Raw genomic sequence first — 23,466 nt, forward strand, 5'->3', positions numbered from 1 at the left:
TCCCCACTTTACGACGGACTCGGGGTCCGACGGTAAAGCTGGCGTTGCGACTTTTGAACAGGTAGGTTGCTGTATAGCCTCCCCACGGCACGTCGGAAGGAAGGGGAACGCCATGCCTGCCGCGATACCGGCACCAGAGCGACTGCGCGTCCCCCACCAGTCCGGGGCGCCCGGCCAGGTGCGCCGGTGGCTGCGCGACCTGCTTCCCGACCTCCCCGAGGAAGTGCGCGACGACCTGCTGGTGTGCGCCACCGAGCTGGTCTCCAACGCGGTGCGCCACGCCCGGCCGCTGCCGGGCGGGGACCTGTGCGTGGTCTACACGATGGGCCCGGGGGACGTGGAGGTCCGCGTGGTCGACGGCGGCTCGCGGACGCACCCGCACGTGGTCGCGGTCAACCTCGACTCGGCCCACGGGCGGGGCATGTTCATAGTGTCCAAACTGTCCCTCGACTGGGGAGCGCGGACCCTCGGCGACGGCACGCAGGAAGTCTGGGCCCGCATACCGGTCCGCTGAGGCGCCGCCGCCGGTCCCCGAATGTCGGACCCCCGTGTCACCCTTCTATCGGGGGCGCTGCGATACGAGCCTCTGGCGAGTCACCCCTGCCCTGCAACGGGGACCGCCTCTTTCGACCGAAACCGCCCCGATGCCGCGCCGGCCCCGGCACCGCCCGCCTGGATTGTCGGACCCCCGTGCCACCCTCGTATCAGGGGCTCGCGGTACGCGCCCTCGGCGCTTCGACCCTGCCCTCAGGTCCGGGTCGACCGGTCACCGTACGCTGTCCGGGTGTCCAACCGTCCGCTCATCATCGACGTCGCCCTCTACACCCTGGCCGCGCTCTTCGCGGGCGCGACCGCGCTGTGGACGACCCTCGACTCGCACGCCCATTGGGGCGCGATCGCGTTCGGCGGCTACCTCCCCGCGGCCGTCTGCGCCGGCATCCTGCTGACCCAGCCGGGCGCGGTCTGGCGCCGCCGGGCCATCGTCGCCGGGGCCACCGCGGTCGCCGTCGCCGCGATGCCCTTGGCGTTCATGGCGGTCGACCGCGCCGCCGACCTCCCCGGCCGCGCCCAGGAGGAGGTCCTCGTGGTCGAGGCCTCCGGCGCGCGGCTGCTCGAGACCGGCAGCCCCTACCTCCACGCGGACGCGATCACCGCCCTCTCCGAGCCCCTGCTCGGCTACAACCCCTACCAGCCGGGCATGGCCGTCTTCGGCGTCCCGGCCGCGCTCTTCGGCCAGCACTGGTGGACCGACGCCCGCTGGTACTTCCTCATCGCCGCGGCCGCCTGCGTCCTCGGCGCCCTCCGGCTCCTGCGCGGCGGCGCCGCGGACGACCTCCGCGCCGGCAAGGGCCCGCTGCTGCGGGCCGTGCAGGCCACGTTCGTCTTCCCGGTGTGCGCGTTGACGTTCGCGACCGGCGGTGACGACATGCCCGTGGTCGCGCTCATGGTCCTCGCACTCGCCTTCGCCCACCGCGAGCGGTCGCTCGCCGCGGGCCTGGCGGTCGGCGCGGCGGCGTCGCTCAAGCTCTTCGCCTGGCCCGTCGCCGTGGTCCTCGCGTTCCTGCTGTGGCGGGGTGGAGGCCTGCGCCGCTACCTCGCCGGGTTCGCCCTGCCGGTGGCGGTGACGATGCTGCCGGTCCTGGCGACCGACGCCCGCGGTTTCTTCGACAACGTGGTCGCGTTCGGCCTCGGGCACGGCGTCGTCACCTCGCCCGCGCAGTCGCCGCTGCCCGGATACCTTGTGGCGCAGCACCTCCCGGGCGGCGACCTGATCGCCCCGGCGCTGCTCGGCCTGGCCGCCGTGGTGATCGCGTGGCTGCTGTGGACGCGCCCCCCGGCCTCCGCCGCGTCGGCGGCGCTGTGGTGCGCCGCCGGGCTCTCGACGGCGTTCATGCTCATGCCCGCGACCCGCTTCGGGTACCTGCTGTACCCCGTGGTGCTGCTGGGCTGGTGGCTGCCGCTGCGCGACGCGATCGCGGGCTCGGCCGTGGGCACCCTGTTCGCGGGGCTCCCCGAGGACGACGAACTGGTCGACGACCTCGAGCACGAGACCGGCCCCGGCCCGTCGCTGGTCGTGGAGTGGTGGCGCTAGCGGTGCGAGCGTGGTGCTGCGGCCGCCGATGATGCGATCGGGGCTCGCGTGCGGTGTCGCCCCCGGTTCGATGATGACGCGGGGTGCGACATCGCCGCGGCGGTGCGCTTCGCGCTAGACCGCCATGTCCACGAAGCGCGAGAGGTGCAGCTGGGCCGCGACGGTGATCGTGTCCGTCGCGCCGTTGCGGTGCTTGGCGACGATGAAGTCGGCCTCGCCCGCGCGCGGCGACTCCTTGTCGTAGTAGTCCTCGCGGTGCAGCAGGATCACCACGTCCGCGTCCTGCTCCAGCGAACCCGACTCGCGCAGGTCCGACAGCTGCGGGCGCTTGTCGGTGCGCTGCTCGGGCCCGCGGTTGAGCTGGGCGACCGCGATCACCGGGCACTGCACCTCCTTCGCGAGGAGCTTGAGCCCGCGGGAGATCTCCGAGACCTCCTGCTGGCGCGACTCGACCTTCTTGGGCGAGGTCATCAGCTGGAGGTAGTCGACCACGATGAGCTTGAGGTCGTGGCGCTGCTTGAGGCGCCGGGCCTTGGCCCGGATCTCCATCATGGTCATCGACGCGGTGTCGTCCACGAACAGCGGCGCCTCGGAGATGTCGCCCATGCGCTTGGCCAGGCGCGTCCAGTCGTCGTCGGACAGGTCGCCCGAGCGCAGGACGTGCATCGGCACCCGCGTCTCGGCGCTCAGGAGCCGCATCACGATCTCGAGCTTGCTCATCTCGAGGCTGAACAGCGCGGCGGCGTGGCGGTGGTGCAGCGAGGCGTGCCGCATGAAGTCCATCGCGGCGGTGGACTTGCCCGCGCCCGGGCGCCCCGCGACGATGATGAGCTGCCCGGCCTGGAGGCCCGAGAGCAGCCGGTCGAGGTCGGCGAAGCCGGTGGGGATGCCGGTCATGACGCCCTGGTTCGCGCCGATCGCCTCGATCTCGTCCATCGCGGGCTGGAGGAGGTCGGACAGGACCGCGAAGTCCTCGCTCTGGCGGTTGTCGGTGACCTCGTAGACGGCCTGCTGGGCGAGGTCGACGAGGTCGTCGATGTCGCGGCCGCCCTGGCCGCCGCCGTAGCCGTACTGGACGACCTTGGTGCCGGCCTCGATGAGGCGGCGCAGGATCGCCTTCTCCTTGACGATCTTCGCGTAGTACCCGGCGTTCGCGGCCGTGGGCACGGCGTTGAGCAGGTCGTGGAGGTACGGGCCGCCGCCGATCTTGCCGAGGTCGCCGGTGTCGGCGAGGGCCGCGGCGATGGTGACGGCGTCGGCGGGCTCGCCGTTGCCGAACTTCTCGATGACCGCGTCGAAGATCATGCCGTGCGAGGGCTTGTAGAAGTCGCCGGGGCCGAGGACCTCGATGACGTCGGCGATGGCGTCCTTGCTCATGAGCATGCCGCCGAGGACCGACATCTCGGCCTGGAGGTCCTGGGGCGGGGTCCGCTCGAAGGTGCGGGCGCCGCCGCCCCCGCCGAAGGGGTCCTCCGGGGGGCTGTCGAAGTAGGAGTTGTTCGCGCCGTTCGCCCCTCGCGAGTAGGCGCCGTCCGTCGACAAGTCGGTCATGCCGTCCACCCCCTCGGTCACCGTACGTTCATGGAGAATGTACCGCCCGCATACGACAGAACAGCGGCCTCAATGACGCTATGTCGCGCCGGGCACGGTTGCAAACGGGCCTGTGGACAACCTGTGGACAAGGCTGTGGATAACCTGTGGATAACCGGGTCCGAGCCTGTGGACAACCTGTGGACAAGAACGTGATTCGGGCTCGGATCAGGGCCGTCAGCAGCGCCGACGCCGTCCACTGCCTGTGGACGGAAATTCGTTCGTGCCAACTTGGCACTACAGTGATGGGCGACCCCCGGCACACGTCAGAGGAGAGAACGGCTCATGACCGCTCCCCAGCGCCCCGAGCGCAGGCCCCGGCTCGACCCCGAAGGAGACGACCGCCCCGGCGAGCGCGCGTTCACGCCGACGCTCCTGGTCACCCTCGCCTGGTACGCGGTGCCCGCGCTGGCCTACCTGGCGTGGGTGCTGTCGCAGGCCCCGGTGGACGCGAAGTGCGCCGAGACGGGGTGCACGGCGGCGGCGCGGATCGGCACCGCGGTCTCGGGCGGCTGGGCCTGGACGCTGTCGTCGCTGACGGCGAGCCTGCTGGTGGCGGTGCTGCTGCGGCTGCCGCGGGCCGGGTGGCGCGCGGGCGTGGCCGGCTCGGCCGCGGCGATCCTCGGCGCGGGCCTGGTGACGGTGGTGCTGCGGACCGCCGGCTGGGTGATCTGAGCGCCGGCGCGAAGCGGAGGCACGGGCGCGGCCCCGAAGACGTACGGGCGGCCCCGAGTGCCCGCCCACCCGTCACCCGCCGCCACCCGAACCGGACTGAAGGCCGCTCGCAGAGAACCCACTGCGCCGCTACCGAATGAAAAAGACCACCCCGTCACACGGGTACGACACCGCCTTGTTCCAGGAGAGCGGCAACCGCCCCGACGGGGGCACGGCGAAGGCCCGCGACCGGTGACGGTCGCGGGCCTCGTCGCTTGGCGCGGCCTACTACTTCTTGCGGCGCTTGGCCGGGGTGACCTGAAGCTTGAACTTCGCGGTCACCTCCGGGTGCAGCTTCACGGAGATGTCGTAGGTGCCGACCGACTTGATCGCCGAGGCCAGCTCGACGCGGCGGCGGTCGATCTTCGGACCCCCGGCCTCGTCGACGGCCTTGACGACGTCCGCGGCGGTGATCGAACCGAAGAGGCGGTCCCCGTCGCCGGTGCGGGCGACGATGTGGGCGTCCGTCTGCTTCAGCTGGTCGGCCACCGAGCGGGCCTTGTCCAGGTCGTGGATCTGGCGGGACGCGCGCGCCCGCTGGATCGCGTCGACTTCCTTCTGACCGCCCTTGGTCCAGGCGATCGCCAGGCCCTGCGGCAGGAGGTAGTTGCGCCCGTAGCCGGGCTTGACCTCGACCACGTCACCGGCCGAGCCGAGGTTGGGCACCTCATGAGTCAGGATGATCTTCATAAGCGCGCTCCTTCCTTATCGGGTCTGGCTGGTGTACGGGAGCAGGGCCATCTCGCGGGCGTTCTTGACGGCCGCGGCGATCTGGCGCTGCTGCTGGGTGGTCACGCCGGTCACTCGGCGGGCACGGATCTTGCCGCGGTCGGAGATGAACTTCCGCAGCAGCGCCGTGTCCTTGTAGTCGACGTACTCGATACCCTCTTTTTCAAGCGGGTTCGGCTTCTTCTTCGGCTTCCGCAGGGGAGCCGATTTCGGGTTGGCCATGTCTTGCCTTGCCTCTTACTCGAGATCGTTCCGGGCCGTGCTGTTCAAGAACAGTTCCCGGTTAGAACGGCGGGTCCTCGTCGAAGCCGCCCTGGCCCGCTCCGGAGGAGCTGGCCGGCGCTGCCGAGGCCCAAGGGTCGTCGGGCGCGGAACCGCCGGAGTTGCCGCCGCCGCCGCCGAAGGAACGACCGCCGCCACCGCCGGAACCGCCGCCGGTCTTGTTGAGCTTCGCGGTGGAAAAGCGCAGCGCGGGGCCGACCTCCTCGACGTCCAGCTCGAAGACAGTGCGCTTCTCGCCCTCGCGGGTCTCGTAGCTGCGCTGCTTGAGCCTGCCCTGCACGATCACGCGGGTGCCGCGCGACAGGGACTCGGCGACGTTCTCGGCGTACTGGCGCCAGACGCTGCAGGTGAGGAACAGGGCCTCACCGTCTTTCCACTGGTTCGACTCGCGGTCGAACGTCCGCGGAGTCGATGCGATACGGAACTTCGCGACGGCGGCACCGGACGGCGTGTAACGCAGTTCGGGGTCGTCGACGAGGTTGCCGATAACCGTGATGACTGTCTCTCCTGCCATGACCTGTTCTCCTAAGGTCTCGCAGTTGCTAGGTCGGGTTACCGAAGCTCCGGTCGCAGCACCTTGGTCCGCAGCACCGACTCGCTGAGCCGCAGCTGACGGTCCATCTCCGCGACGGGACCGGGCTCGGACTGCAGGTCGACGACGGCGTAGATGCCCTCGTTGCTCTTGTTGATCTCGTAGGCGAGACGGCGCCGGCCCCAGACGTCGATCTTGTCGACGGCTCCCCCGGCGTCCTTGACGCCCTTCAGGAACTTCTCCAGCGTCGGGCTGACCTGGGCTTCCTCGAGGTTGGGTTCGAGGATGACCATCAGTTCGTAATGCCGCAAGATCGCTCCACCTCCTTTGGTCTCGATCGGCTGCGGTCTCTCCGCAGCAGGAGGAATCACTTGCGCGTGCCGCCCCGGGACCCGAGCGGGGCTCGGAGCGGACAACCGCGCAATCGTACCTGCTTGCGGGCGGTGCGGCCGCGCCGCGCCACCCGGATGTGACGCTACCGCCCGGGTCCGACACTCCGGTGTTCGACTCCCGCCCGCCGCGGCGGCGCCCGCGGGCGGCGACTGAGCTCCGCCTCACATCGGGGCCGACCGCGCCCCGCGCTAAGTTGGAACGCGTGACATCGGAGTTCCACTACACCGACCTGCTTCCCATCGGACCGGACGACACCGAGTACCGCCTGCTCACGAAGGACGGGGTGAGCACGGTCGAGGCCGCCGGGAGGCGCTTCCTCACCGTGGAGCCCGAGGTCCTCACGCGGCTCGCGGCCGAGGCGATCAAGGACATCTCCCACTACCTGCGCCCCGCGCACCTCGCCCAGCTGCGGTCGATCCTGGACGACCCCGAGGCCAGCGGCAACGACCGCTTCGTGGCGATGGACCTGCTCAAGAACGCGAACATCGCCTCCGGGATGGTCCTGCCGATGTGCCAGGACACCGGCACCGCGATCGTCATGGGCAAGCGCGGCCGCCACGTCCTGACCGACGGCCGCGACGAGGAGCACCTCTCCCGCGGCGTCTGGCAGGCCTACCGCGACCTCAACCTGCGCTACTCGCAGATGGCGCCGGTGACCATGTGGGACGAGAGGAACACCGGCTCCAACCTGCCGGCCCAGATCGAGCTGTACGCCGAGGGCGACGACGCCTACAAGTTCCAGTTCATCGCCAAGGGCGGCGGCAGCGCCAACAAGTCGTTCCTGTTCCAGGAGACCAAGGCGATCCTCAACCCCGACGCGATGATGCGGTTCCTGGAGGAGAAGCTCCGCCAGATCGGCACCGCCGCCTGCCCGCCCTACCACCTGGCGGTCGTCATCGGCGGCACCAGCGCCGAGTTCGCGCTCAAGACCGCGAAGTACGCCTCCACGAAGTACCTCGACACGATGCCCACCGAGGGCTCGGCGCTCGGGCACGGCTTCCGCGACGTCGAACTCGAGCAGCACGTGCTGGAGCTGACCCGCCAGTTCGGGATCGGCGCCCAGTTCGGCGGCAAGTACTTCTGCCACGACGTGCGCGTCATCCGCCTGCCGCGCCACGGCGCCTCCCTGCCGGTGGCGATCGCGGTGTCCTGCTCGGCCGACCGGCAGGCGAAGGCCAAGATCACCGCCGAGGGCGTGTTCCTCGAGCAGCTCGAGACCGACCCGAGCCGCTACGTCCCGGACGTCCAGGAGGACGACCTCGACGAGGACGTGGTCCGCGTCGACCTGAACCGGCCCATGGACGAGATCCGCGCCGAGCTCTCCAAGCACCCGGTGAAGACCCGCGTGTCCCTCACCGGGACGCTCGTGGTCGCCCGCGACATCGCGCACGCGAAGATCCGGGAGCGCCTCGACGCGGGCGAGCCCATGCCGCAGTACCTGCGGGACCACGCGGTCTACTACGCGGGCCCGGCCAAGACCCCCGAGGGGTACGCCTCCGGCTCGTTCGGGCCGACCACCGCCGGGCGCATGGACACCTATGTGGACCGGTTCCAGGAGGCGGGCGGCTCGTTCGTCATGCTCGCCAAGGGGAACCGCTCGCAGCAGGTGACCGACGCGTGCCAGAGGCACGGCGGGTTCTACCTCGGCTCCATCGGCGGCCCGGCCGCCAAGCTCGCCCAGGACAACATCAAGTCGATGGAGGTCCTGGAATACCCCGAGCTGGGCATGGAGGCGGTCTGGAAGATCGAGGTCGAGGACTTTCCGGCGTTCATCGTCGTGGACGACAAGGGCAACGACTTCTACGCCGACACCCGCAAGCCCGTGCTCACCGTGGGCCGCAAGCCGAAGATCAGCATCGGCTAGCGGGCGCCGCCTACGCTCGGTGCCGGGGCCGGACGTCCGGCCCCGGCACCGTCCGCGAAAGGCCCGCATGAAGATCCGAACGCCGCTCTGGATGCCGCCGGCCATCGCTCCCGTCGGCGTCGTGGGCGTGCTGCCGATACCGCTGGTCGAGCCGGACGCGGGCTACGCCGAGCCCGGACTGTGGCTCCTGGGCGCCCTCGTCTCGGTCCTCGTCATGGTCGCCGGCTTCATCGTCGCCTGCTTCCCCGGCATGAAGTTCGAAGACGAGCGGTTCCTCGTCCGCGGCAAGTACGGCTGGGACGTGAAGCAGGTGCGCGAGGAGGGCGAGCGCTGGGTCATCGCAGGCGACCGGCTCTGCCTCCAGCGGCAGGACGGCTCACTGGTGAGCCTGGGCGCCCCCAGGTGGATGGTCCGCCGGGGCGACTGGCGACGCCTCGAGGCGTCGCTTCCGGTCGTCGACGCGGCCTGACCGCTTACGCAGTACGGAGCGGGCGGGCCCCGGTGGCATCGTCACCGCGGGCCGGCCCTGTCGTCGTGGCGGGAAGGCGACTCGGCCACCGCAGTCGCGTCGGACGGCGTCCCAGACGCGGACGGCTTCGGCGACGATGAGCTCGTCGTCGGCGGCGGCCCGCCCTGTCGTAGTAGCCGTCGGACTGTTCGGTCAGGTCGGGTTCACCTGGACGGGGTCGGGGTGATCGCGCGTTTCGGCCTACCGGCTCGGGCTGGTTTCGGCGTACGCTGACTGAGACCATAGGAGGGTTTCCTTCCTCGGTTGGAAGGCGGGTCGTTTCTGGAGGCCGATCGAGAGAGCGACGTATCGGTTCATTGAGTTGTGCTGAAGTCCGCCCACTGAGCGGCTCTTCAAGGCTGGCACGGCCGTACGACGGTTTCCACTCGCGACACTCTGAACGTGCAGCACCGTCTAGTACCGAGGCAGTCGACTTTCGACCCTCCTCCGCTTCCTCATTCGCCTCGCTGCGACGAAGGCCCGAACCCGGTCATCACGGACAGGGCGTGACGCAGGGCGGCCACTTCGGCGGGACCGAGATCGGAGGTGAGGGTCGCGTCGATCCGTTCGGCGACCTGGTCGCAGGACTCGAGGAGCGCCGTGCCCTCAGCGGTGAGGGCGAGCTCCTGGCGACGGCGATCGCCGGGATCGCGCTCGCGGGTGATGGCGCCGAGGTCCTGGAGCTGGTCGGCGAGGCGGACGAGAAGGCTCGGCGCGACCCCCATGGTCTCGGCGGCTTCCGCTTGCGAGCGTGCGCCCTCTCTCGCGAGGAGCGCAAGGAGGCCCGCGTGCTTCGGTTTCAGGCCCAGCGGGGCGATCCGGGTGGCGAACAGGTCGGTGACGGTGGCGCCGAGGACGCCGATCTGGAACGACAGGGCCGAGGTCAGCGCAGCGGACGGGTGTTCAGTCATGGCCGCAATGATACATCACGTAAATGATTCAAGGTGTGAATTACTTGGTCTGCCCATCAAGCGGGCTGGCGGGCGTTCGACCGCGGCGCGAGCGAGCGGTTCCTCCGCTGCGGCGATGAAAGCGCTGTGCGCTGCTTGCGCGACCGCTCGCGGAAGCGGACTCCGTCAAGGCCCGGTTAATCCCAATACTGTTTATTTAGGAGGGTTGGTCTTGGGCCTTCGGTCGGTGTCAGGCACTCGGTGGCGGAATGGTGAGAGGTCTTCGTAAGGGTTCGCCGGGCCGGGGCAGTCTGCCGGGGTCGGGTCGGTGCTCGCGTGGGGTGCAGGCGGCGGCGACGGTGTGGCGGAGGGGTCGGTCCTGCGGTGGTCGCCGGGGCCGGGACGGTGTGGGTGGCGCCGGGATCGAGCGACGGTGTTCCGGCGGCGGTGGTGGTGGGGCCGGTGGTTGCCGGTGCGGTGGCGGCTCGGCCGGTCGTCGGTGGTGCGGTGGAGTTGCTGCCGGTCGTCGCTGCGGTGGCGGTGGTGTCGGTGGCTGCCGGGTTCGGCCGGGCAGTCTGCCGCTGGGCGGCCTGGTGTGCGGCGGGTGTCGCAGGAGTCGCGGTGCAGGGCATCGTGGTGGTTGTGGTGGTCGTGGTGGTCATGGTGGGTTCACCTCCTCCCGGGGGTGTGGTCGCGCACGCATGGGCGCGCGGTGGTGGTCGCGATGGTGGTCGCGTCGCCTGGCGGCGCCGTCTCGCAGCGGGGTCTCGCATCGCTGTCGAGTAGTCGCCGCCGTGCGGCCGTGGCCTGCCGGCCCCGCCGGTTCTCACTGGCGTGTGGACCTATCGTCCTGTCGGGCCTGCCGGTCTTGTTCCTCCGGCTCGTCCTGTCCTTCCTGCCGGTGGTGGTGGTCGGGTGGGTGTGCTGGATACGCCCGGGGTGTGTGCGGGACTCCGACTGTGCTGGCCGGCGGTACCTCCTCAAGGAGGCCGCACTCCCGTCACATGCCCGTAGACCGCGGTGACGGTGGTACCAGCGCAGGACCGAAACGCGGGACAAACAATCCCCGTCCTAGCTGCGAGGGCGGCCCCGACACCAGTGGGCGGTACGAGCGGCCAGAGGCTGTCGTAGTCTGCATTAATTGAACACATCTCGTTCGCTTGCACTGATTCCGTAACCCTGTACGTACCACCAATCATCCCCCCACCAGCCCCAGGCCGGCAACACCCACACGGGTAGAGAACCCTCATGTTTCCACCGGTGCCCCTGTCCCGCAACGACACCGCCCACCGGATCCACAATGGCGCCCCGCCCGCCCGACCCTCCACTACCTCGGGCCCGCCAACCGACCCCAGCCCTCCACACACCTCTTCGTCGCTGCCGCCTTTATGGACCTTGACCGTCCACCAACCCCGGGCCCGCCGACCGACCCCAGCCCTCCACCCTCCCCACCGTCGCCGCCGTCTGAAGCCGGACCCCGCCCCCTACCGCTACCGCCACCGATTTGACTGAACGGCATTGCGGTTAATCCGGTTGCCCGCGCCGCGATCCCGCACCGATACTCCCAGGATGCGAACCGACCGACTCGACGCCGAGCTCTCCCGCCTCCACGCCGAACAGGACTTCTCCGGGACCGTCCTCGTCACCGCCTCCGGCCGACCGGTCTTCGAAGCCCATGTCGGCCTGGCCGACCGCGCTTGCGGCGTTCCGATCGGGTCCCGCCACCGCTTCGCGCTCGGATCGGTCACCAAGGTCTTCACCGCCGCCGCGGTCCTCTCCCTCGTCGCCGAAGGCGCCTTCACGCTCGACGACCCCCTCGCGCCGATCCTCCCGCCCGACCGCCGCCCCGGCACCCTCCGCCCCGACGTCACGGTCCGCCACCTCCTCGCCCACACCTCCGGCATCGCCGACTACTTCGAGGAGGAGACGGCCACCGAGGCGTGGGCCGAGGAGTTCGCCGCGCTCTGGCACGACCGGCCCGTCTACCGGATGCGCGAGCCCGCCGACTTCCTCGGCCTCTTCGGCGACCTGCCGCCCTACCGCGGTCCCGGCGAGCGCTTCCAGTACTCGAACGCCGGCTACATCCTGCTGGGCCTGCTCATCGAGGAGGCCGCCGGGACCGGGTACGCGGCGGCCGTCGACGCCCGCGTGTTCGCGCCCGCGGGCATGGACGCCAGCGGCTGCTTCGCCGCCGACGAGGTCCGCCCGGACGTCGCCGTCGGGTACCTGCGGCCGAGCGCGCCGGGGGAGCCGTGGCGCACGAACGTCTTCGCCGTCCCGGCCGCGAGCGGACCGGACGGCGGCTCGTTCGCCACCGCCGCCGACCTCGACCGCTTCCTCACCGCCTACGCCTCGGGCGGACTCGTGCCGCCGCCGCTCCTGGACGAGGCCCTGCGCCCGCACGGGGACATCGACGAGGACGCGGCCATGGGCCTGGGCGTCTACCTCCTCGGCGCGGGCGAGGACCGCGCGATCGGCGCGGAGGGCGCCGACCCCGGCGCCGAGGCGCTCATCCGCCACTACCCCGCCAAGGGCGTCAACACCGTCGTCCTGTCGAACGTGAACGACTCGGCGTGGACGGTCGACGCGGTACTGCGCGACATGGTCACCGGGTCCTGACGCAGCGGTGCCGCCGCCGGGCGACAAGTCGCCTCGGGCCCGCGGCGCGGTGATTGTCCGGATCGGTGCGCGCGGCCATTTCTCACCCGCCGCACGGGGTAGCACCGCGCAGCGGTGTGACCGGTAATGCGGGCGTTCGTCTGCTTTCGACACTGCCCCTCGGGTCCGCGAAGGACGGTGCCGATGCGGCATCGGTGCAGGTAAACGGCAATTCAGGAAAATCGCGAGGCCCCCCGGGGACACCTGGCGCGGATACGATTCGCGGACCCGTACCGACAGGTACGCCGGCTCCCGTCCCGCCTCCTACCCGGAGCCCCGCCATGATCGAACACTTCACCCAGGCCTACGTCACCCTGCCGGTCGCCTTCCTCGTCTCCATGACCGGCTCGGCCCTCGGGCTCCTCATGGCGCGCCACGCGCGCCGCCACGACCGGCCCGGGCGGCGCGCCCTGTGGCTGGCCGTCGCCGCGTTCGCCATCGGCGGCACCGGCATCTGGGTCATGCACTTCGTCGCCATGCTCGGCTTCGCCGTCACCGACGTGGAGCTCCTGTACGACCCGGCGCTGACCGCGCTCAGCGCCCTCGTCGCCGTCGCGGCGGTCGCCTGCGGCCTGGTCTTCATCGGACTCGGCCGCTACTCGCGGGTGAAGCTCGCGTTCGCCGGGCTGTTCACCGGCGCGGGCATCGCCGGCATGCACTACATGGGCATGGCGGCCCTCAGCGCCGAGGTCGAGCTCACCCACCGGACCGGCTACGTGGTCGCGGCCACCGCGATCGCCGTCGGCGCCGCCACTACCGCGCTGTGGCTCTCGTGGCGCCTCGAGCGCACCTCCGCGATCTGGCTCGCGGCGGTCGTGATGGCCCTGGCCGTCAACCTCATGCACTACACGGCCATGTTCGGCGTCCAGGTCGGCGGCGACGCCGCCGAGGACGCCCACGGCGCCCACTCGATGGACCTCATCTTCCCGATGGCCACGCTCACCGCGATCGTGCTCCTGGTCCTCATCTTCGCCGTGGTCACCGTGCCCACCGACGAGGAGATGCAGACCGAGGCGCGCATGACGACGATCGAGCGGGAGCTGCGCCCCGGCGTGGAGCGCAGCACCCGCTGACCTAGCGGCGGCCGTACACCAGGCGCCGCAGCAGGGTCTCGGCCGGACCGCGGAGGCCCTTGCGGCGCATCAGCTCCGCCCCGGCCACGCTCACCAGCCACACCGCGGCGGCGCAGGCGCCCGAGACCAGCAGCGGCGAGCCGACGCGCTCGTCGAGCGCGAGCGTGAACGGCATCGCCAGGAACAGCCAGGCCACCGACTGGAACAGGTAGCCCGTCAGCGAGCGCTGCCCGAGCGCGGACACGGCCTTCGCCACCGGGCCCGGCCCCGCGCCGCGGCGGGTCAGGGCGTGCGCGAGCAGCCCGAACAGCGCCACGTAGCCGACGCCGCCGAAGAACCCGGAGGTCTCGTACAGCATCCGGACCGGGCCGGCCGCGTCCGCGCCCACCGCGACGAACCCGCCCGCGTGCAGCGCCATCGGCAGCCCGGCCGTCACCGCGATCGCGAGCCCGCCCGCCGCGGCCCAGCCCAGCAGCCGCAGGTGCCGCGCGGGCTCCTCCAGGACGCGGTGCCGCGCGGCCCACGAGCCGACCCACACCATGAGGATCATCGCCAGCAGCGTCAGCGTGTGGGCCGGCCACTCGGCGAGGCGCTCCCGCACGGAGTCCGCATAGGTCGCGGCCTCGACCGACGGGAACGGCGTCACCGAGACCGCCGCGCCGCCCGCGCCCGACCCGAGGGCGGCGAGGGCCATGGCGGCGAGCACCAGCACGTAGACGAGGCCGACCGCGAGGTACCACGGCGCGAAGCGGTGCACCTTGTCCGAGCGCTGGAGCAGCAGCAGCGTGAACGCGATCCCGATGAGGCCGTAGGCGCCCAGGAAGTCGCCCGAGTACAGCAGGAGGCCGTGGACGGCGCCGAACGCGAGCAGCCAGGCGTTGCGGCGCAGCAGCACCGACCGCACCTGCCGCGGCGCCGCCCCGGCGCGCTCCTGGCGGCGGGCGAGCTGGACGAGGCCGTAGCCGAACATGATCGCGAACAGCGGGAACGCCCGGGCGTGCACGAACTCGACCATGAGGAAGTTGTAGTAGCGCTCGAGGCCGCGCGGGTCGGTCGCGACGCCGGGGGCGCTCGCCAGGAAGTACCCGGCGGCGTTGGCGAGCGCGATGAACAGGAGCATCGCGCCGCGGGCGAGGTCGGGCGCGAGGGCCCGCTCGGCGGCTTGGACGGGCCCCCGCGCGACGCGGGGCGGGGATTGCAGGTCGGCGGTCATGCCGGCACCTCCGGTGACATCAGGGAATATTTAATATCCCAAGGATAGTATCCTAGAGATACTAACTGGGTGTGCGATGATGTGCCCGCCGGGAGTCGGCCGGGGTGCGGAGGTGGCGGGACGAGATGGACGAGGCGGAAGTGCCGGTCGAACTGGCGCGCCTGTGGCGCATCGCACCGGAGTCGCGGCTCGGGCGTCCCGCCCGGCTCGACGTCGGCGCCGTCGTGGACGCCGCGGTCGCGCTCGCCGACCGCGACGGCCTCGCGGCCGCGACCCTCCCGAAGGTCGCCGAAGCCCTCGAGGTCACCAAGATGTCCCTCTACCGCCACGTCGGCTCCAAGGACGAGCTGCTGGTCCTCATGCGCGACGCGGCGCAGGGGCCACCGCCCGCGTCGCTGGAGGGGACCGGGCCCTGGCGCGAGCGCCTGCGCGGCTGGGCCGAGGCGCAGGCCGCGGTCCTGGAGCGCCATCCGTGGCTCGTCCGGATGCCGGTCACCGGCCCGCCGAGCGGCCCCAACGGGATCGCCTGGTTCGACGCGGGCCTGCGGGCGCTGCGGGAGACCGGCCTCGACTGGGGGGCGAAAGTGGGCGTGGTGATGCTGGTGAGCCAGTACGTGGGCGGCGCCGCCGAACTGGCGCAGGGCCTGGCGGCCGGCCGCGGCACGGGCCTCGACCAGGCGGCGGCCGAGCAGTCCTACGGCCGCGCGATGGCGGCGCTGGTCGACCCCGGGCGCTTCCCCGACGCGGCGGCCCTGTTCGGCTCGGCGACCTTCGAGGCGACCGGGCCCGACACCGGCGGGCACGACTTCCGCTTCGGCCTGGAGCTCGTCCTCGACGGCGTGGCCGCCGCCGTCGAACGGGCCTGAGACGCGGGACCGGCCCCGCTCGAGGCGAGCGGGGCCGGTCCACCTGCGGGGAGAGGGAAGCCGGGGTCAGCCGACGGTGTTCGCGAAGTTATAGCCGTTCGTGGCGTCCCAGTTGATCGACCAGGTCATGGCCCCGCCGATGCCCGGGTAGGCCTGGTCGGGGACGAAGTCGCCGCAGCCCTGGAGGGTCTCCAGGCAGCGGATCGCGTCGTTGACCATCGACGGGTCCACATAGCCCGACCCGGCGGCGCTCGGCACGGCCGGCAGGCCCAGGCCCACCTGGCTCGGGTCGAGCCCGGCCTCCAGCTGGATGCAGGCCAGGCCGGTCAGGAAGTCGATGTCGCCCTGGCCGTACACCTGGCCGTCGCAGCCGAGCATGGTGCCCGAGTTGTAGTACTGCATGTTGACGATCGTCAGGATGTCCTTGGTGTTCACCGCGAGCTGCGCGTAGCTGCCCTGCGCGGACTGGAAGTCGATCGTCTGCGGCGCCATGGTGTAGGTGAAGCCCGGCTTCGCGCCGCTCACCGAGCGCAGCGCGGTCTCCATGGGGCCGGGGTTGATGCCGTGCTCGAGGTCGATGTCGACCCCGTCGAAGCCGTACTCGTCCATCAGGCCGATGATCGAGTTCGCGAAGGCCGCGGCGGTGGCGCCGTCGTTGACGGTGACGGTGCCGCGCTCGCCGCCGACCGAGATGACGACCTTCCGGCCCTGGGCCTGGATCGCGTCGATGTCGGCCTTGAAGGCGGCCTCGGTGTAGCCGGCGTTGGTGAGGCTCGAGTCCAGGGCGAAGTCGACCTGGCCGGGGGTGGCGGTGGACTCGGCGAAGGCCACCGCGACGATGTCGTACGCGGCGGGGATCTCGCCCAGCTCCATGACGCCCGAGCCGTTGTCGAAGTTGTGCCAGTAGCCGGTGAGGAGCACGTCCTCCTGGCCGGGGCCGCCGGTGGGCGGGTCGGTGGGCTCCTCGGTCGTGGGCGGGTCGGTCGGGCCGGTGCCGTCGCAGGCACCGAGGTCCTCCCAGACGCCCCACTCGCCGGTGGTGCCGGGGGTCTCGCCGGTGGTCCACCACTTGGCGCGGTACTCGTGGCCCTGGTGGCTGACGCGGTCGCCGCCGACGTAGATCGCGCCGGACTCCCAGGCCGCGCTGGCGCAGGCGGCCTGGGCGGAGGCGTTGTAGGCGAACGTCATCGGCACGGCGACGGCGGCGCCCGCCGTCGCGAGTGCGGCGGCGGCGATGATCGCGGCTCTGCGGGTGGATCGCACGGGACCTCCAATATATTTAAGGATTCTTAAATGTATCTCCCTCATGTTGTCCTCGGGTCGCGCGAATGTCAAGACCGCCGGACATGAAAAAATCCGACTCGTCCGGTTTGCGGGCGGACTTCGCCACTCCCGCAACCGAACGAGTCGGTGTCCTTACTATTGGTGCCGCGCCTCAGGCGGCCCCGCGGCGCCCGGTCCCCTCGCGGCCCCGGCCCGGCCGCTCCGCGAGGCGCCGCTCGCGCCTGCCGCGGGCGAGCTCGGTCTCGAGCGCGTCCAGCGGCCCCGCGAACGCGTCCGCGAACCGCTCCAGCCAGGCCCGGACGGCGGCCAGGCCCTCCTCGTCCACGCCGTAGACGCGCCTGGTCCCCTCGGCGCGCACCGTCACCAGCCCGGCCTCGCGCAGGACCTTCAGGTGCTGGGAGACGGCGGGCTGGGAGATCCCGCCGCGCCCCTGGGCGGCGAGCCGCTCGCCCAGCGCCGCGGCCACCGCCCCGGCGGGGCGCTCGCCCTCGCCGAGCAGCTCCATGATCCGGCGGCGCACCGGGTCGCCGAGGGCGTCGAAGGCCGCCTCGGCGCTCACTCCTGCGGCGGGACGGTGTAGAACGCGACGACCGCGTCCCGCGCGGCCCGGGCCTGCCCGGGGTCGTCGCCGTCGGCGACGGCGGCCTCGGCCCAGGCGTCGGCGAGGACCCCGGCGTACTCGACACCGGCGGGGCTGGTCATGAACGCCTCGAACTCGGCCGCGTCGAGGGGCTCGCCGGTCTCGAGGTAGACGCCGAGGCCGTGCACGCTGCCGTCCCAGCCGACGCCGACCGCGCCGGGCCCGTACTGGCGCCACATCTCGGGGTCCACGGGCGCCTCGTGCACGAGCTCGAGGACGGTGCCGCCCTCGCTCTTGCTCAAGCGCACTTCGACCCAGGACATGCCGCCGCCGAACTCCCAGGTCACCGCCAGGGAGTCGGGGGCGTCGCAGCGCTCGACGAGGCCGCCGGCGTTGCCCTCGAACTGGTACCGGCCGCCGACGGCGAGGTCGCCGCTGACGGGCAGGAACCAGCGCGGCAGCCGCTCGGCGCTGGTGAGCGCGTCCCAGACGTCGGCCTGCTCGGCGCGGTAGGTCCGGCGCGCGACGAGGACCTTCGTGGCGGCCCCGTCGCGCTCGCCGGTGCGGATCGAGCGCGCCACCAGCCCGGCGGTCGCGATCGGGTCCTTGGGATCGGTCATGACACCCTCCTAATATAAGTCAAAACTTATATTAGGAGGGTGCGGCGCCGATGTCAAACGGGCGTCAGCGCTCCACGTAGCCCAGCAGGTCCTGCCTGGTCAGCACCCCCACGGGCTTCCCCTCGGCGAAGACCATGAGCGCGTCCCGGTCCCGCAGGGCCGCGACGGCCCGCTCGACCTGCTCGCCCGAGCCGATGGTCGGCAGCGCCTCGCCGACGTGCCGCTCGACCGGGTCGTGCAGCGTCGCCTCCCCCGAGAACAAGGCGTCCATGAGGTCCCGCTCGGCCACCGCCCCGGCGACCTCGCCGCTGGTCACCGGCGGCTCGGCCTTGAGCACCGGCATCTGGCTCACCCCGTACTGGCGCATGATGTCGATCGCCTCGCGCACCGTGTCCTGCGGGTGCACGTGGACCAGCTCGGGGATGTCGCCGCCCTTGCCCGCGAGGACCTCGCCCACAGTGGTCTCGCCCGAGCCGCCCATGAAGCCGTACTCGGTCATCCACGCGTCGTTGAAGATCTTCGACAGGTAGCCGCGCCCGCCGTCGGGCAGGATCACCACGACCACGTCGCCCGGGTCGGCGTCCCGGGCCACCGCGAGCGCCCCGACCACGGCCATCCCGGCCGAGCCGCCGACCAGGAGCCCCTCCTCGCGCGCCAGGCGCCGCGTCATCGCGAACGACTCCGCGTCCGTGACCTCCACGATCCGGTCGGCGAGCGTGCGGTCGTAGTTCGCGGGCCAGAAGTCCTCGCCCACGCCCTCCACGAGGTAGGGCCTGCCGGTCCCTCCCGAGTAGACGGACCCCTCGGGGTCGGCGCCCACGACCTGGACCCTGCCGCCGGAGACCTCCTTGAGGTACCTGCCGATCCCGGTGATGGTCCCGCCGGTGCCGACGCCCGCGACCAGGTGCGTGATCCGCCCGTCGGTCTGGCGCCACAGCTCGGGGCCGGTCTGGTGGTAGTGGGAGGCGGGGTTCGCCGGGTTCGAGTACTGGTCGGGCTTCCACGCCTTGTCGATCTCGCTGATGAGGCGGTCGGAGACCTTGTAGTAGGAGCGCGGGTCCTCCGGGTCCACGGCGGTCGGACACACCACGACCTCCGCGCCGTAGGCCTTGAGGACGTTCCGCTTGTCCTCGGAGACCTTGTCGGGGCACACGAACACGCACTTGTAGCCGCGCTGCTGGGCGACCATCGCGAGGCCGACGCCGGTGTTGCCGCTGGTGGGCTCCACGATCGTGCCGCCCGGCTTCAGGGCGCCGGAGGCCTCGGCCTCGTCGATCATGCGCTGGGCGATGCGGTCCTTGATGGACCCGCCGGGGTTGAGGTACTCGATCTTGGCGAGCACGGTCGCCTGGGCGCCGTCGGTGACCGAGTTGAGCTTCACCAGCGGGGTGTCGCCGATGAGGTCGAGGACCGAATCGTAGTACTGCATACGTCCAGCCTAGGCCCGCAGATCGCGGGGAGGCTGGAGTCCCGGCCGCGTGGCCGGGAGCCGGTGCCCGAGGGTTAGTCGGAGAAGTCGAACTCGCCGTCTCTGGCGCCGGCGAGGAAGGCGTCCCATTCGGCGCGGGTGTAGACGATGACGGAGCCCTCGGGGTGGTGGGAGTGGCGGACGGCGACGCGCCCGGAGCCGTCCGCGAGGGGACCCGCTTCGACGCACTGGCCGCCGCCGCTGCTGCTGCGGCTGCTGACGCGCCAGCGGATCCCAGCCAGCTCGCCTTCAGTGAGCTGCTGTTCGGTGCTCATCGAATCTCCTTCAGACGCTTGGCGATCAGGTCGACCGAGCGCTTTTCGGCGAGGGCCGCCCGATCAAGATCATCCCACACGACCTCGAAGTTGCTCACCTTCGGTGCTTCGAGGTAGAGCGACCCTCCTGTGGTCTCGACATAGGCGACGGCAGGGTACGGCTCCGGCATCGAGAACAGTTCGAAGCTGCCGTTGAGTCCCGCGTGCGGCCCGTGCTCGGTGGGGATGATCCGGATGGTGATACCGGGCCGGTCGCTGGTGTCGAGGAGCCGCTGAAGCTGCCCGCGCATGACCTGAGCGGAGCCGACGGTCCGGTGCAGTACCGCTTCTTCAAGTACGAGATCGATTCGCGGTGCGCTGTCCGCTTCGAGGATCTGCTGGCGCTCTATCCGCAGATCGATCCAGCGGTCGATCTGCGCCGCCGATGCGCGGTCGTGCTCCAACCGGTTGATCACCGCCTCGGCATAGGGCCGGGTCTGGAGCAGGCCGTAAACCAAGAGGTGCTGGTAAGTGCAGATCCGCTCAGCGCGGCTCTCCAGCCAGGGCACATCGATGAACTCCGTGCCAAGATCCTTCCGGTGCTCGTCCCACCAGTCCTTGCGCCAGGCCTCATCGCAGATTTCCAGAAGACCGTCTCGAAGCTTCTCGTCATCGACTCCGTAGAGCGTGAGCAGGCCGAGCACATCGACACGGCGAAAGGGAAAGATGCCGTTCTCGTAGCGGCCCAGCATCGTGGCGTCGCGTTGGATGTAGTCGGCGGCATCGGCTTGCGACACCCCGCAGGCCTTTCGCAGGTCGCGCATCTTCTCGCCGAGCCACTGCGAGCGGAGGTTCGGTTCGGTCTTCGTCTTCGCCATGCCATCCTCCACGGTTCGCCCGAAAGATCCAACTCAGGATTAGTGCAGACTTGCACTGATCCTGACCGTATGCCATGATACCAACAAGGCGTGAGAGTTCCATCACGGGATTCCGGGGAGAATGTCCGCTCGGGCGGATATTTCGCGCCATCGCATAAGCCGACCGGGGCGGGGCCGAAGTTTGGAAGCCCAGGCCCGCCCCGGTCTTGAGACATCGGAGGTAACACCGTGTCCGGACCCATTGTCGCCGAATCGGCCGGGAAGGCCAACCTCGATCCGCCGACCGAGCCGCAGTCGTTCACGATCCGCTGCGCCGAGTGCGCCGACGAGCGCAACTCGCATCTGCCCCACTGCCCCGGCGTCGTCGCCGCCGGGTACGACTCGCCCGGCCTCGGCGCGTTCTCCAGCACCGTCTACCCCAGCGTGGGCGGGAACTTCTGCAAGCACGAGAGCGCCTTCGGCGCCCTCCGCTTCTACGCGATCTGGGGGCCGGTGGAACTCCACCTCGAAGACGGCAGGGTGATCGCCTTCGACGACCTCCACTGAGCGCATCGAAACGATCAAGGCCGACCGGGCTTTCGCCGTCGCGCTCGACCCGGAGCCGAAGCGGTCGGAGTGCCGCAGTCGCATTGCGGCGCAGCCACTCCGACTGCTTCGGATGAGCGCAGCACATGTCGGGCGACGAGCGAAGTCACAGCGTCCCTTCGCAATCCTGGTAATGTCCGCGGCAAGAACGGCCTGATCGATCGGAGCGGCATGACGGCGACCATTGCGGACGAATCGTGGGACGGCGAGGACGGTCTGCGCCTACGCGGCGCCATGGAGGCCGAACTGGCCGCCCGCTACAACATTCCCGACCAGGAGACCGACAAGCCCACCGCGGAGACCGTCACCGCCTTCGTGGTCGCCCGTGATGCGAACGGCGCCGCCACCGGCTGCGGCGCCCTGCGCCTGCTCGACGACGGCACGGCGGAGGTCAAGCGGATGTACGTGGTGCCGGAGGCGCGCGGCACCGGCGTGGCGACCGGCGTCCTGCGCGCGCTGGAGGACCACGCCCGGCGGCTCGGGGTGGACGCCATAGTGCTGTCGACCGGCGTGAAGCAGCCCGACGCGATCCGGTTCTACGAGCGCGAGGGGTACCAGCGGACCGACGGGTACGGCCCGTACGTCGGCCACCCGATGGCCAGGTGCTTCACCCTGCGGCTCGACCGGTGACCCGGAGCCGCTGAACGGCCCGAGGCAGGACCGCCCGCGGAGGGCGGTCCGCGCGGCGGCCGCGATCGCGAACGCCGGTCCCGCTGCGTGGATACGATCGGCGGTGGTGCCTCCCGTGCCGGGCCGACCGGCGAGAATCGGGGGCGCAACCGCTATCGCAACGTTGGGAGACCGTATGAGCACCGCCGACATCGGCGTGGTCGGGCTGGCCGTCATGGGCTCGAACCTCGCCCGGAACTTCGCCCGCAACGGCTTCACCGTCGCGGTCTACAACCGCACGTACGCCAAGACGACGGAGCTCATCGAAGAGCACGGCGGCGACGGCGACTTCGTCCCCTCCGAGGAGCTGGCGGACTTCGTCGCCTCCCTCAAGCGGCCCCGCAAGGCCATGATCATGGTCCAGGCCGGCCCCGCCACCGACGCCGTCATCGACCAGCTCGCCGCCCTCATGGAACCGGGCGACATGATCATCGACGGCGGCAACGCCCACTTCGAGAACACCCGCCGCCGCGAAGCGGCCCTGCGCGACAAGGGCCTCCACTTCGTCGGCACCGGCGTCTCCGGCGGCGAGGAGGGGGCCCTCCTCGGCCCCGCGATCATGCCCGGCGGCTCCGAGGAGTCCTACGAGTCCCTCGGCCCGATCCTGGAGGCCATCAGCGCCAAGGCCCCCGACGGCACCCCCTGCTGCACCCGCCTGGGCCCCGACGGCGCCGGGCACTTCGTCAAGATGGTGCACAACGGCATCGAGTACTCCGACATGCAGCTCATCGGCGAGGCCTACGACCTGCTGCGCCGCGGCGTCGGCATCGAGCCGGCCGAGCTCGCGCGGATCTTCTCCGAGTGGAACGCCGGCGACCTCGACTCCTACCTCATCGAGGTGACCGCCGAGGTCCTCGGCCACACCGACGCCGTCACCGGCAAGCCCCTCGTGGACGTCATCGTGGACCAGGCCGGGCAGAAGGGCACCGGGCGCTGGACCGTCCAGAACGCCCTCGACCTGGGCGTCCCGGTCACCGGCATCGCCGAGGCCACCTTCGCCCGCGCCCTCTCCTCGGGCGTCAAGCAGCGCGAAGGCGCCGTCGACCTGCTCACCGGCCCCTCGGAGAAGGCCGAGATCCCCGAGGGCTTCGTCGAGGACGTCCGCCAGGCGCTCTACGCCTCCAAGATCGTCGCGTACGCGCAGGGCTTCGACCAGATCGCCGCCGCCAGCGCCGAGTACGACTGGGGCATCGACCTGGGCTCGTGCTCGGCCCTGTGGCGCGCGGGCTGCATCATCCGGGCGCGCTTCCTCGACCGCATCACCGAGGCGTGGCGCTCCGACCCCGACCTGCCGACGCTGCTGGCGGCCCCGGAGTTCACCAAGATCGTGACCGACGCACAGGACGCGTGGCGCCGCGTCGTGGCCACCGCGGCGTACGCGGGCATCCCGACCCCGGGCTTCTCGTCGGCGCTCGCCTACTACGACGGGCTGCGCTCGCGGCGCCTCCCGGCCGCCCTCATCCAGGGGCAGCGGGACTTCTTCGGCGCGCACACCTACAAGCGCGTCGACCGCGAGGGCACCTTCCACACCGACTGGTCGGGCGACCGCACCGAGCAGGAACTGTAAGGGCCGCAAGGCCGTCGAACGGCGCCGCCCCCGCTCGTCTCGAGCGGGGGCGGCGCCGTCTCGCGTGCGGGAGGCCACACTCTTGAATACACTCCTTGGTTTCCTTTGGGGCCGGGTCGGTGTACCCTCAAATTACACCGACTGGTTTCTATAGGAA

The 23,466-nt window shown here is 71.0% G+C and carries 25 protein-coding genes; 12 read left to right on the plus strand and 13 right to left on the minus strand.

The window, feature by feature from the left end; genetic code table 11:
• The first annotated feature begins 112 nt into the window (after nt 1–112).
• Both LO763_RS07310 and LO763_RS07315 read left to right on the plus strand, forming a co-directional pair.
• Nucleotides 113–514 (plus strand): ATP-binding protein, encoded by a 402-nt coding sequence (locus LO763_RS07310; RefSeq protein WP_230601313.1) that lies wholly within the window; start codon nt 113–115, stop codon nt 512–514.
• A 270-nt stretch (nt 515–784) separates the two neighbouring features.
• On the plus strand, nt 785–2,092 hold the full coding sequence (locus LO763_RS07315; RefSeq protein ID WP_230601314.1) for a glycosyltransferase family 87 protein: 1,308 nt from the start codon (nt 785–787) through the stop codon (nt 2,090–2,092).
• Nucleotides 2,093–2,206: 114 nt separating this feature from the next.
• Here the strand turns inward: LO763_RS07315 and dnaB are convergent, their stop codons facing one another.
• Nucleotides 2,207–3,643 (minus strand): replicative DNA helicase, encoded by a 1,437-nt coding sequence (gene dnaB / locus LO763_RS07320; RefSeq protein ID WP_230601315.1) that lies wholly within the window; start codon nt 3,641–3,643, stop codon nt 2,207–2,209.
• A gap of 324 nt (nt 3,644–3,967) precedes the next feature.
• On the opposite strand from dnaB, the gene LO763_RS07325 reads away from it, so the two are divergent.
• On the plus strand, nt 3,968–4,357 hold the full coding sequence (locus tag LO763_RS07325) for a hypothetical protein (RefSeq protein ID WP_230601316.1): 390 nt from the start codon (nt 3,968–3,970) through the stop codon (nt 4,355–4,357).
• A 267-nt stretch (nt 4,358–4,624) separates the two neighbouring features.
• Here the strand turns inward: LO763_RS07325 and rplI are convergent, their stop codons facing one another.
• The 4 genes from rplI to rpsF form a co-directional block, all read right to left on the minus strand.
• The gene (gene rplI, locus LO763_RS07330) at nt 4,625–5,086 is read right to left on the minus strand and encodes a 50S ribosomal protein L9 (protein ID WP_230601317.1); all 462 of its coding nucleotides are present in this window, start codon (nt 5,084–5,086) and stop codon (nt 4,625–4,627) included.
• A gap of 15 nt (nt 5,087–5,101) precedes the next feature.
• Nucleotides 5,102–5,347, minus strand: a complete 246-nt coding sequence (rpsR, locus tag LO763_RS07335; protein ID WP_030160643.1) for a 30S ribosomal protein S18 — start codon at nt 5,345–5,347, stop codon at nt 5,102–5,104.
• 61 nt (nt 5,348–5,408) lie between these two features.
• Nucleotides 5,409–5,921 carry a single-stranded DNA-binding protein gene (locus LO763_RS07340; RefSeq protein ID WP_230601318.1) on the minus strand — a complete coding sequence of 171 codons (513 nt, stop codon included), beginning with the start codon at nt 5,919–5,921 and terminating at the stop codon, nt 5,409–5,411.
• A gap of 38 nt (nt 5,922–5,959) precedes the next feature.
• Nucleotides 5,960–6,250 carry a 30S ribosomal protein S6 gene (gene rpsF, locus LO763_RS07345; RefSeq protein ID WP_230601319.1) on the minus strand — a complete coding sequence of 97 codons (291 nt, stop codon included), beginning with the start codon at nt 6,248–6,250 and terminating at the stop codon, nt 5,960–5,962.
• A gap of 284 nt (nt 6,251–6,534) precedes the next feature.
• Here rpsF and LO763_RS07350 point away from each other — a divergent pair, with 284 nt between their 5' ends.
• Entirely contained in the window at nt 6,535–8,196 is a 1,662-nt protein-coding gene (locus tag LO763_RS07350; protein ID WP_230601320.1) for a fumarate hydratase, read from the plus strand.
• 67 nt (nt 8,197–8,263) lie between these two features.
• A complete protein-coding gene (locus LO763_RS07355; protein ID WP_230601321.1) occupies nt 8,264–8,665 on the plus strand; it encodes a hypothetical protein in 402 nt (133 codons plus the stop codon).
• Between the two features lie 494 nt (nt 8,666–9,159).
• Here the strand turns inward: LO763_RS07355 and LO763_RS07360 are convergent, their stop codons facing one another.
• Nucleotides 9,160–9,615 carry a MarR family winged helix-turn-helix transcriptional regulator gene (locus LO763_RS07360; protein WP_230601322.1) on the minus strand — a complete coding sequence of 152 codons (456 nt, stop codon included), beginning with the start codon at nt 9,613–9,615 and terminating at the stop codon, nt 9,160–9,162.
• Nucleotides 9,616–9,978: 363 nt separating this feature from the next.
• Here LO763_RS07360 and LO763_RS07365 point away from each other — a divergent pair, with 363 nt between their 5' ends.
• The 3 genes from LO763_RS07365 to LO763_RS07375 all read left to right on the plus strand — a co-directional run bounded on the left by LO763_RS07365 (nt 9,979) and on the right by LO763_RS07375 (nt 13,325).
• Entirely contained in the window at nt 9,979–10,380 is a 402-nt protein-coding gene (locus LO763_RS07365) for a hypothetical protein (RefSeq protein ID WP_230601323.1), read from the plus strand.
• 783 nt (nt 10,381–11,163) lie between these two features.
• Nucleotides 11,164–12,213, plus strand: coding sequence for a serine hydrolase domain-containing protein (locus LO763_RS07370; protein WP_230601324.1), 1,050 nt, complete (start codon nt 11,164–11,166; stop codon nt 12,211–12,213).
• Nucleotides 12,214–12,533: 320 nt separating this feature from the next.
• The gene (locus tag LO763_RS07375; RefSeq protein ID WP_230601325.1) at nt 12,534–13,325 is read left to right on the plus strand and encodes an MHYT domain-containing protein; all 792 of its coding nucleotides are present in this window, start codon (nt 12,534–12,536) and stop codon (nt 13,323–13,325) included.
• Between the two features lies 1 nt (nt 13,326).
• On the opposite strand, the gene LO763_RS07380 is transcribed toward LO763_RS07375, so the two are convergent.
• Nucleotides 13,327–14,538 carry a DUF418 domain-containing protein gene (locus LO763_RS07380; RefSeq protein WP_230601326.1) on the minus strand — a complete coding sequence of 404 codons (1,212 nt, stop codon included), beginning with the start codon at nt 14,536–14,538 and terminating at the stop codon, nt 13,327–13,329.
• 125 nt (nt 14,539–14,663) lie between these two features.
• Here LO763_RS07380 and LO763_RS07385 point away from each other — a divergent pair, with 125 nt between their 5' ends.
• Nucleotides 14,664–15,404 carry a TetR/AcrR family transcriptional regulator gene (locus LO763_RS07385; RefSeq protein WP_230601327.1) on the plus strand — a complete coding sequence of 247 codons (741 nt, stop codon included), beginning with the start codon at nt 14,664–14,666 and terminating at the stop codon, nt 15,402–15,404.
• A 66-nt stretch (nt 15,405–15,470) separates the two neighbouring features.
• Here LO763_RS07385 and LO763_RS07390 read toward each other — a convergent pair whose 3' ends face one another.
• The 6 genes from LO763_RS07390 to LO763_RS07415 form a co-directional block, all read right to left on the minus strand.
• Complete coding sequence (locus tag LO763_RS07390) at nt 15,471–16,667, minus strand: glycosyl hydrolase family 18 protein (protein WP_230601328.1); 1,197 nt, start codon at nt 16,665–16,667, stop codon at nt 15,471–15,473.
• Between the two features lie 172 nt (nt 16,668–16,839).
• A complete protein-coding gene (locus LO763_RS07395; protein ID WP_230601329.1) occupies nt 16,840–17,247 on the minus strand; it encodes an ArsR/SmtB family transcription factor in 408 nt (135 codons plus the stop codon).
• A complete protein-coding gene (locus LO763_RS07400) occupies nt 17,244–17,888 on the minus strand; it encodes an SRPBCC family protein (protein WP_230601330.1) in 645 nt (214 codons plus the stop codon). Before LO763_RS07400 ends, LO763_RS07395 begins: the two co-directional genes overlap by 4 nt.
• A gap of 64 nt (nt 17,889–17,952) precedes the next feature.
• The gene (locus LO763_RS07405) at nt 17,953–19,317 is read right to left on the minus strand and encodes a cystathionine beta-synthase (protein WP_230601331.1); all 1,365 of its coding nucleotides are present in this window, start codon (nt 19,315–19,317) and stop codon (nt 17,953–17,955) included.
• A gap of 74 nt (nt 19,318–19,391) precedes the next feature.
• Nucleotides 19,392–19,631 (minus strand): DUF397 domain-containing protein, encoded by a 240-nt coding sequence (locus tag LO763_RS07410; protein ID WP_230601332.1) that lies wholly within the window; start codon nt 19,629–19,631, stop codon nt 19,392–19,394.
• Nucleotides 19,628–20,488, minus strand: a complete 861-nt coding sequence (locus tag LO763_RS07415) for a helix-turn-helix domain-containing protein (protein WP_230601333.1) — start codon at nt 20,486–20,488, stop codon at nt 19,628–19,630. The genes LO763_RS07410 and LO763_RS07415 overlap by 4 nt, the downstream gene beginning before the upstream one ends.
• Before the next feature lie 228 nt (nt 20,489–20,716).
• On the opposite strand from LO763_RS07415, the gene LO763_RS07420 reads away from it, so the two are divergent.
• The 3 genes from LO763_RS07420 to gnd all read left to right on the plus strand — a co-directional run bounded on the left by LO763_RS07420 (nt 20,717) and on the right by gnd (nt 23,309).
• Entirely contained in the window at nt 20,717–21,034 is a 318-nt protein-coding gene (locus tag LO763_RS07420) for a hypothetical protein (RefSeq protein ID WP_230601334.1), read from the plus strand.
• Between the two features lie 210 nt (nt 21,035–21,244).
• Nucleotides 21,245–21,703, plus strand: a complete 459-nt coding sequence (locus LO763_RS07425) for a GNAT family N-acetyltransferase (RefSeq protein WP_230601335.1) — start codon at nt 21,245–21,247, stop codon at nt 21,701–21,703.
• A gap of 175 nt (nt 21,704–21,878) precedes the next feature.
• Nucleotides 21,879–23,309: an NADP-dependent phosphogluconate dehydrogenase gene (gene gnd / locus LO763_RS07430; protein ID WP_230601336.1), complete on the plus strand. Its 1,431-nt coding sequence runs from the start codon at nt 21,879–21,881 to the stop codon at nt 23,307–23,309.
• The last annotated feature ends 157 nt before the right edge of the window (nt 23,310–23,466 follow it).

The sequence above is a fragment of the Glycomyces amatae genome (assembly GCF_020991375.1).
In the GTDB taxonomy this organism is placed as follows: Bacteria; Actinomycetota; Actinomycetes; order Mycobacteriales; family Micromonosporaceae; genus Glycomyces; species Glycomyces amatae.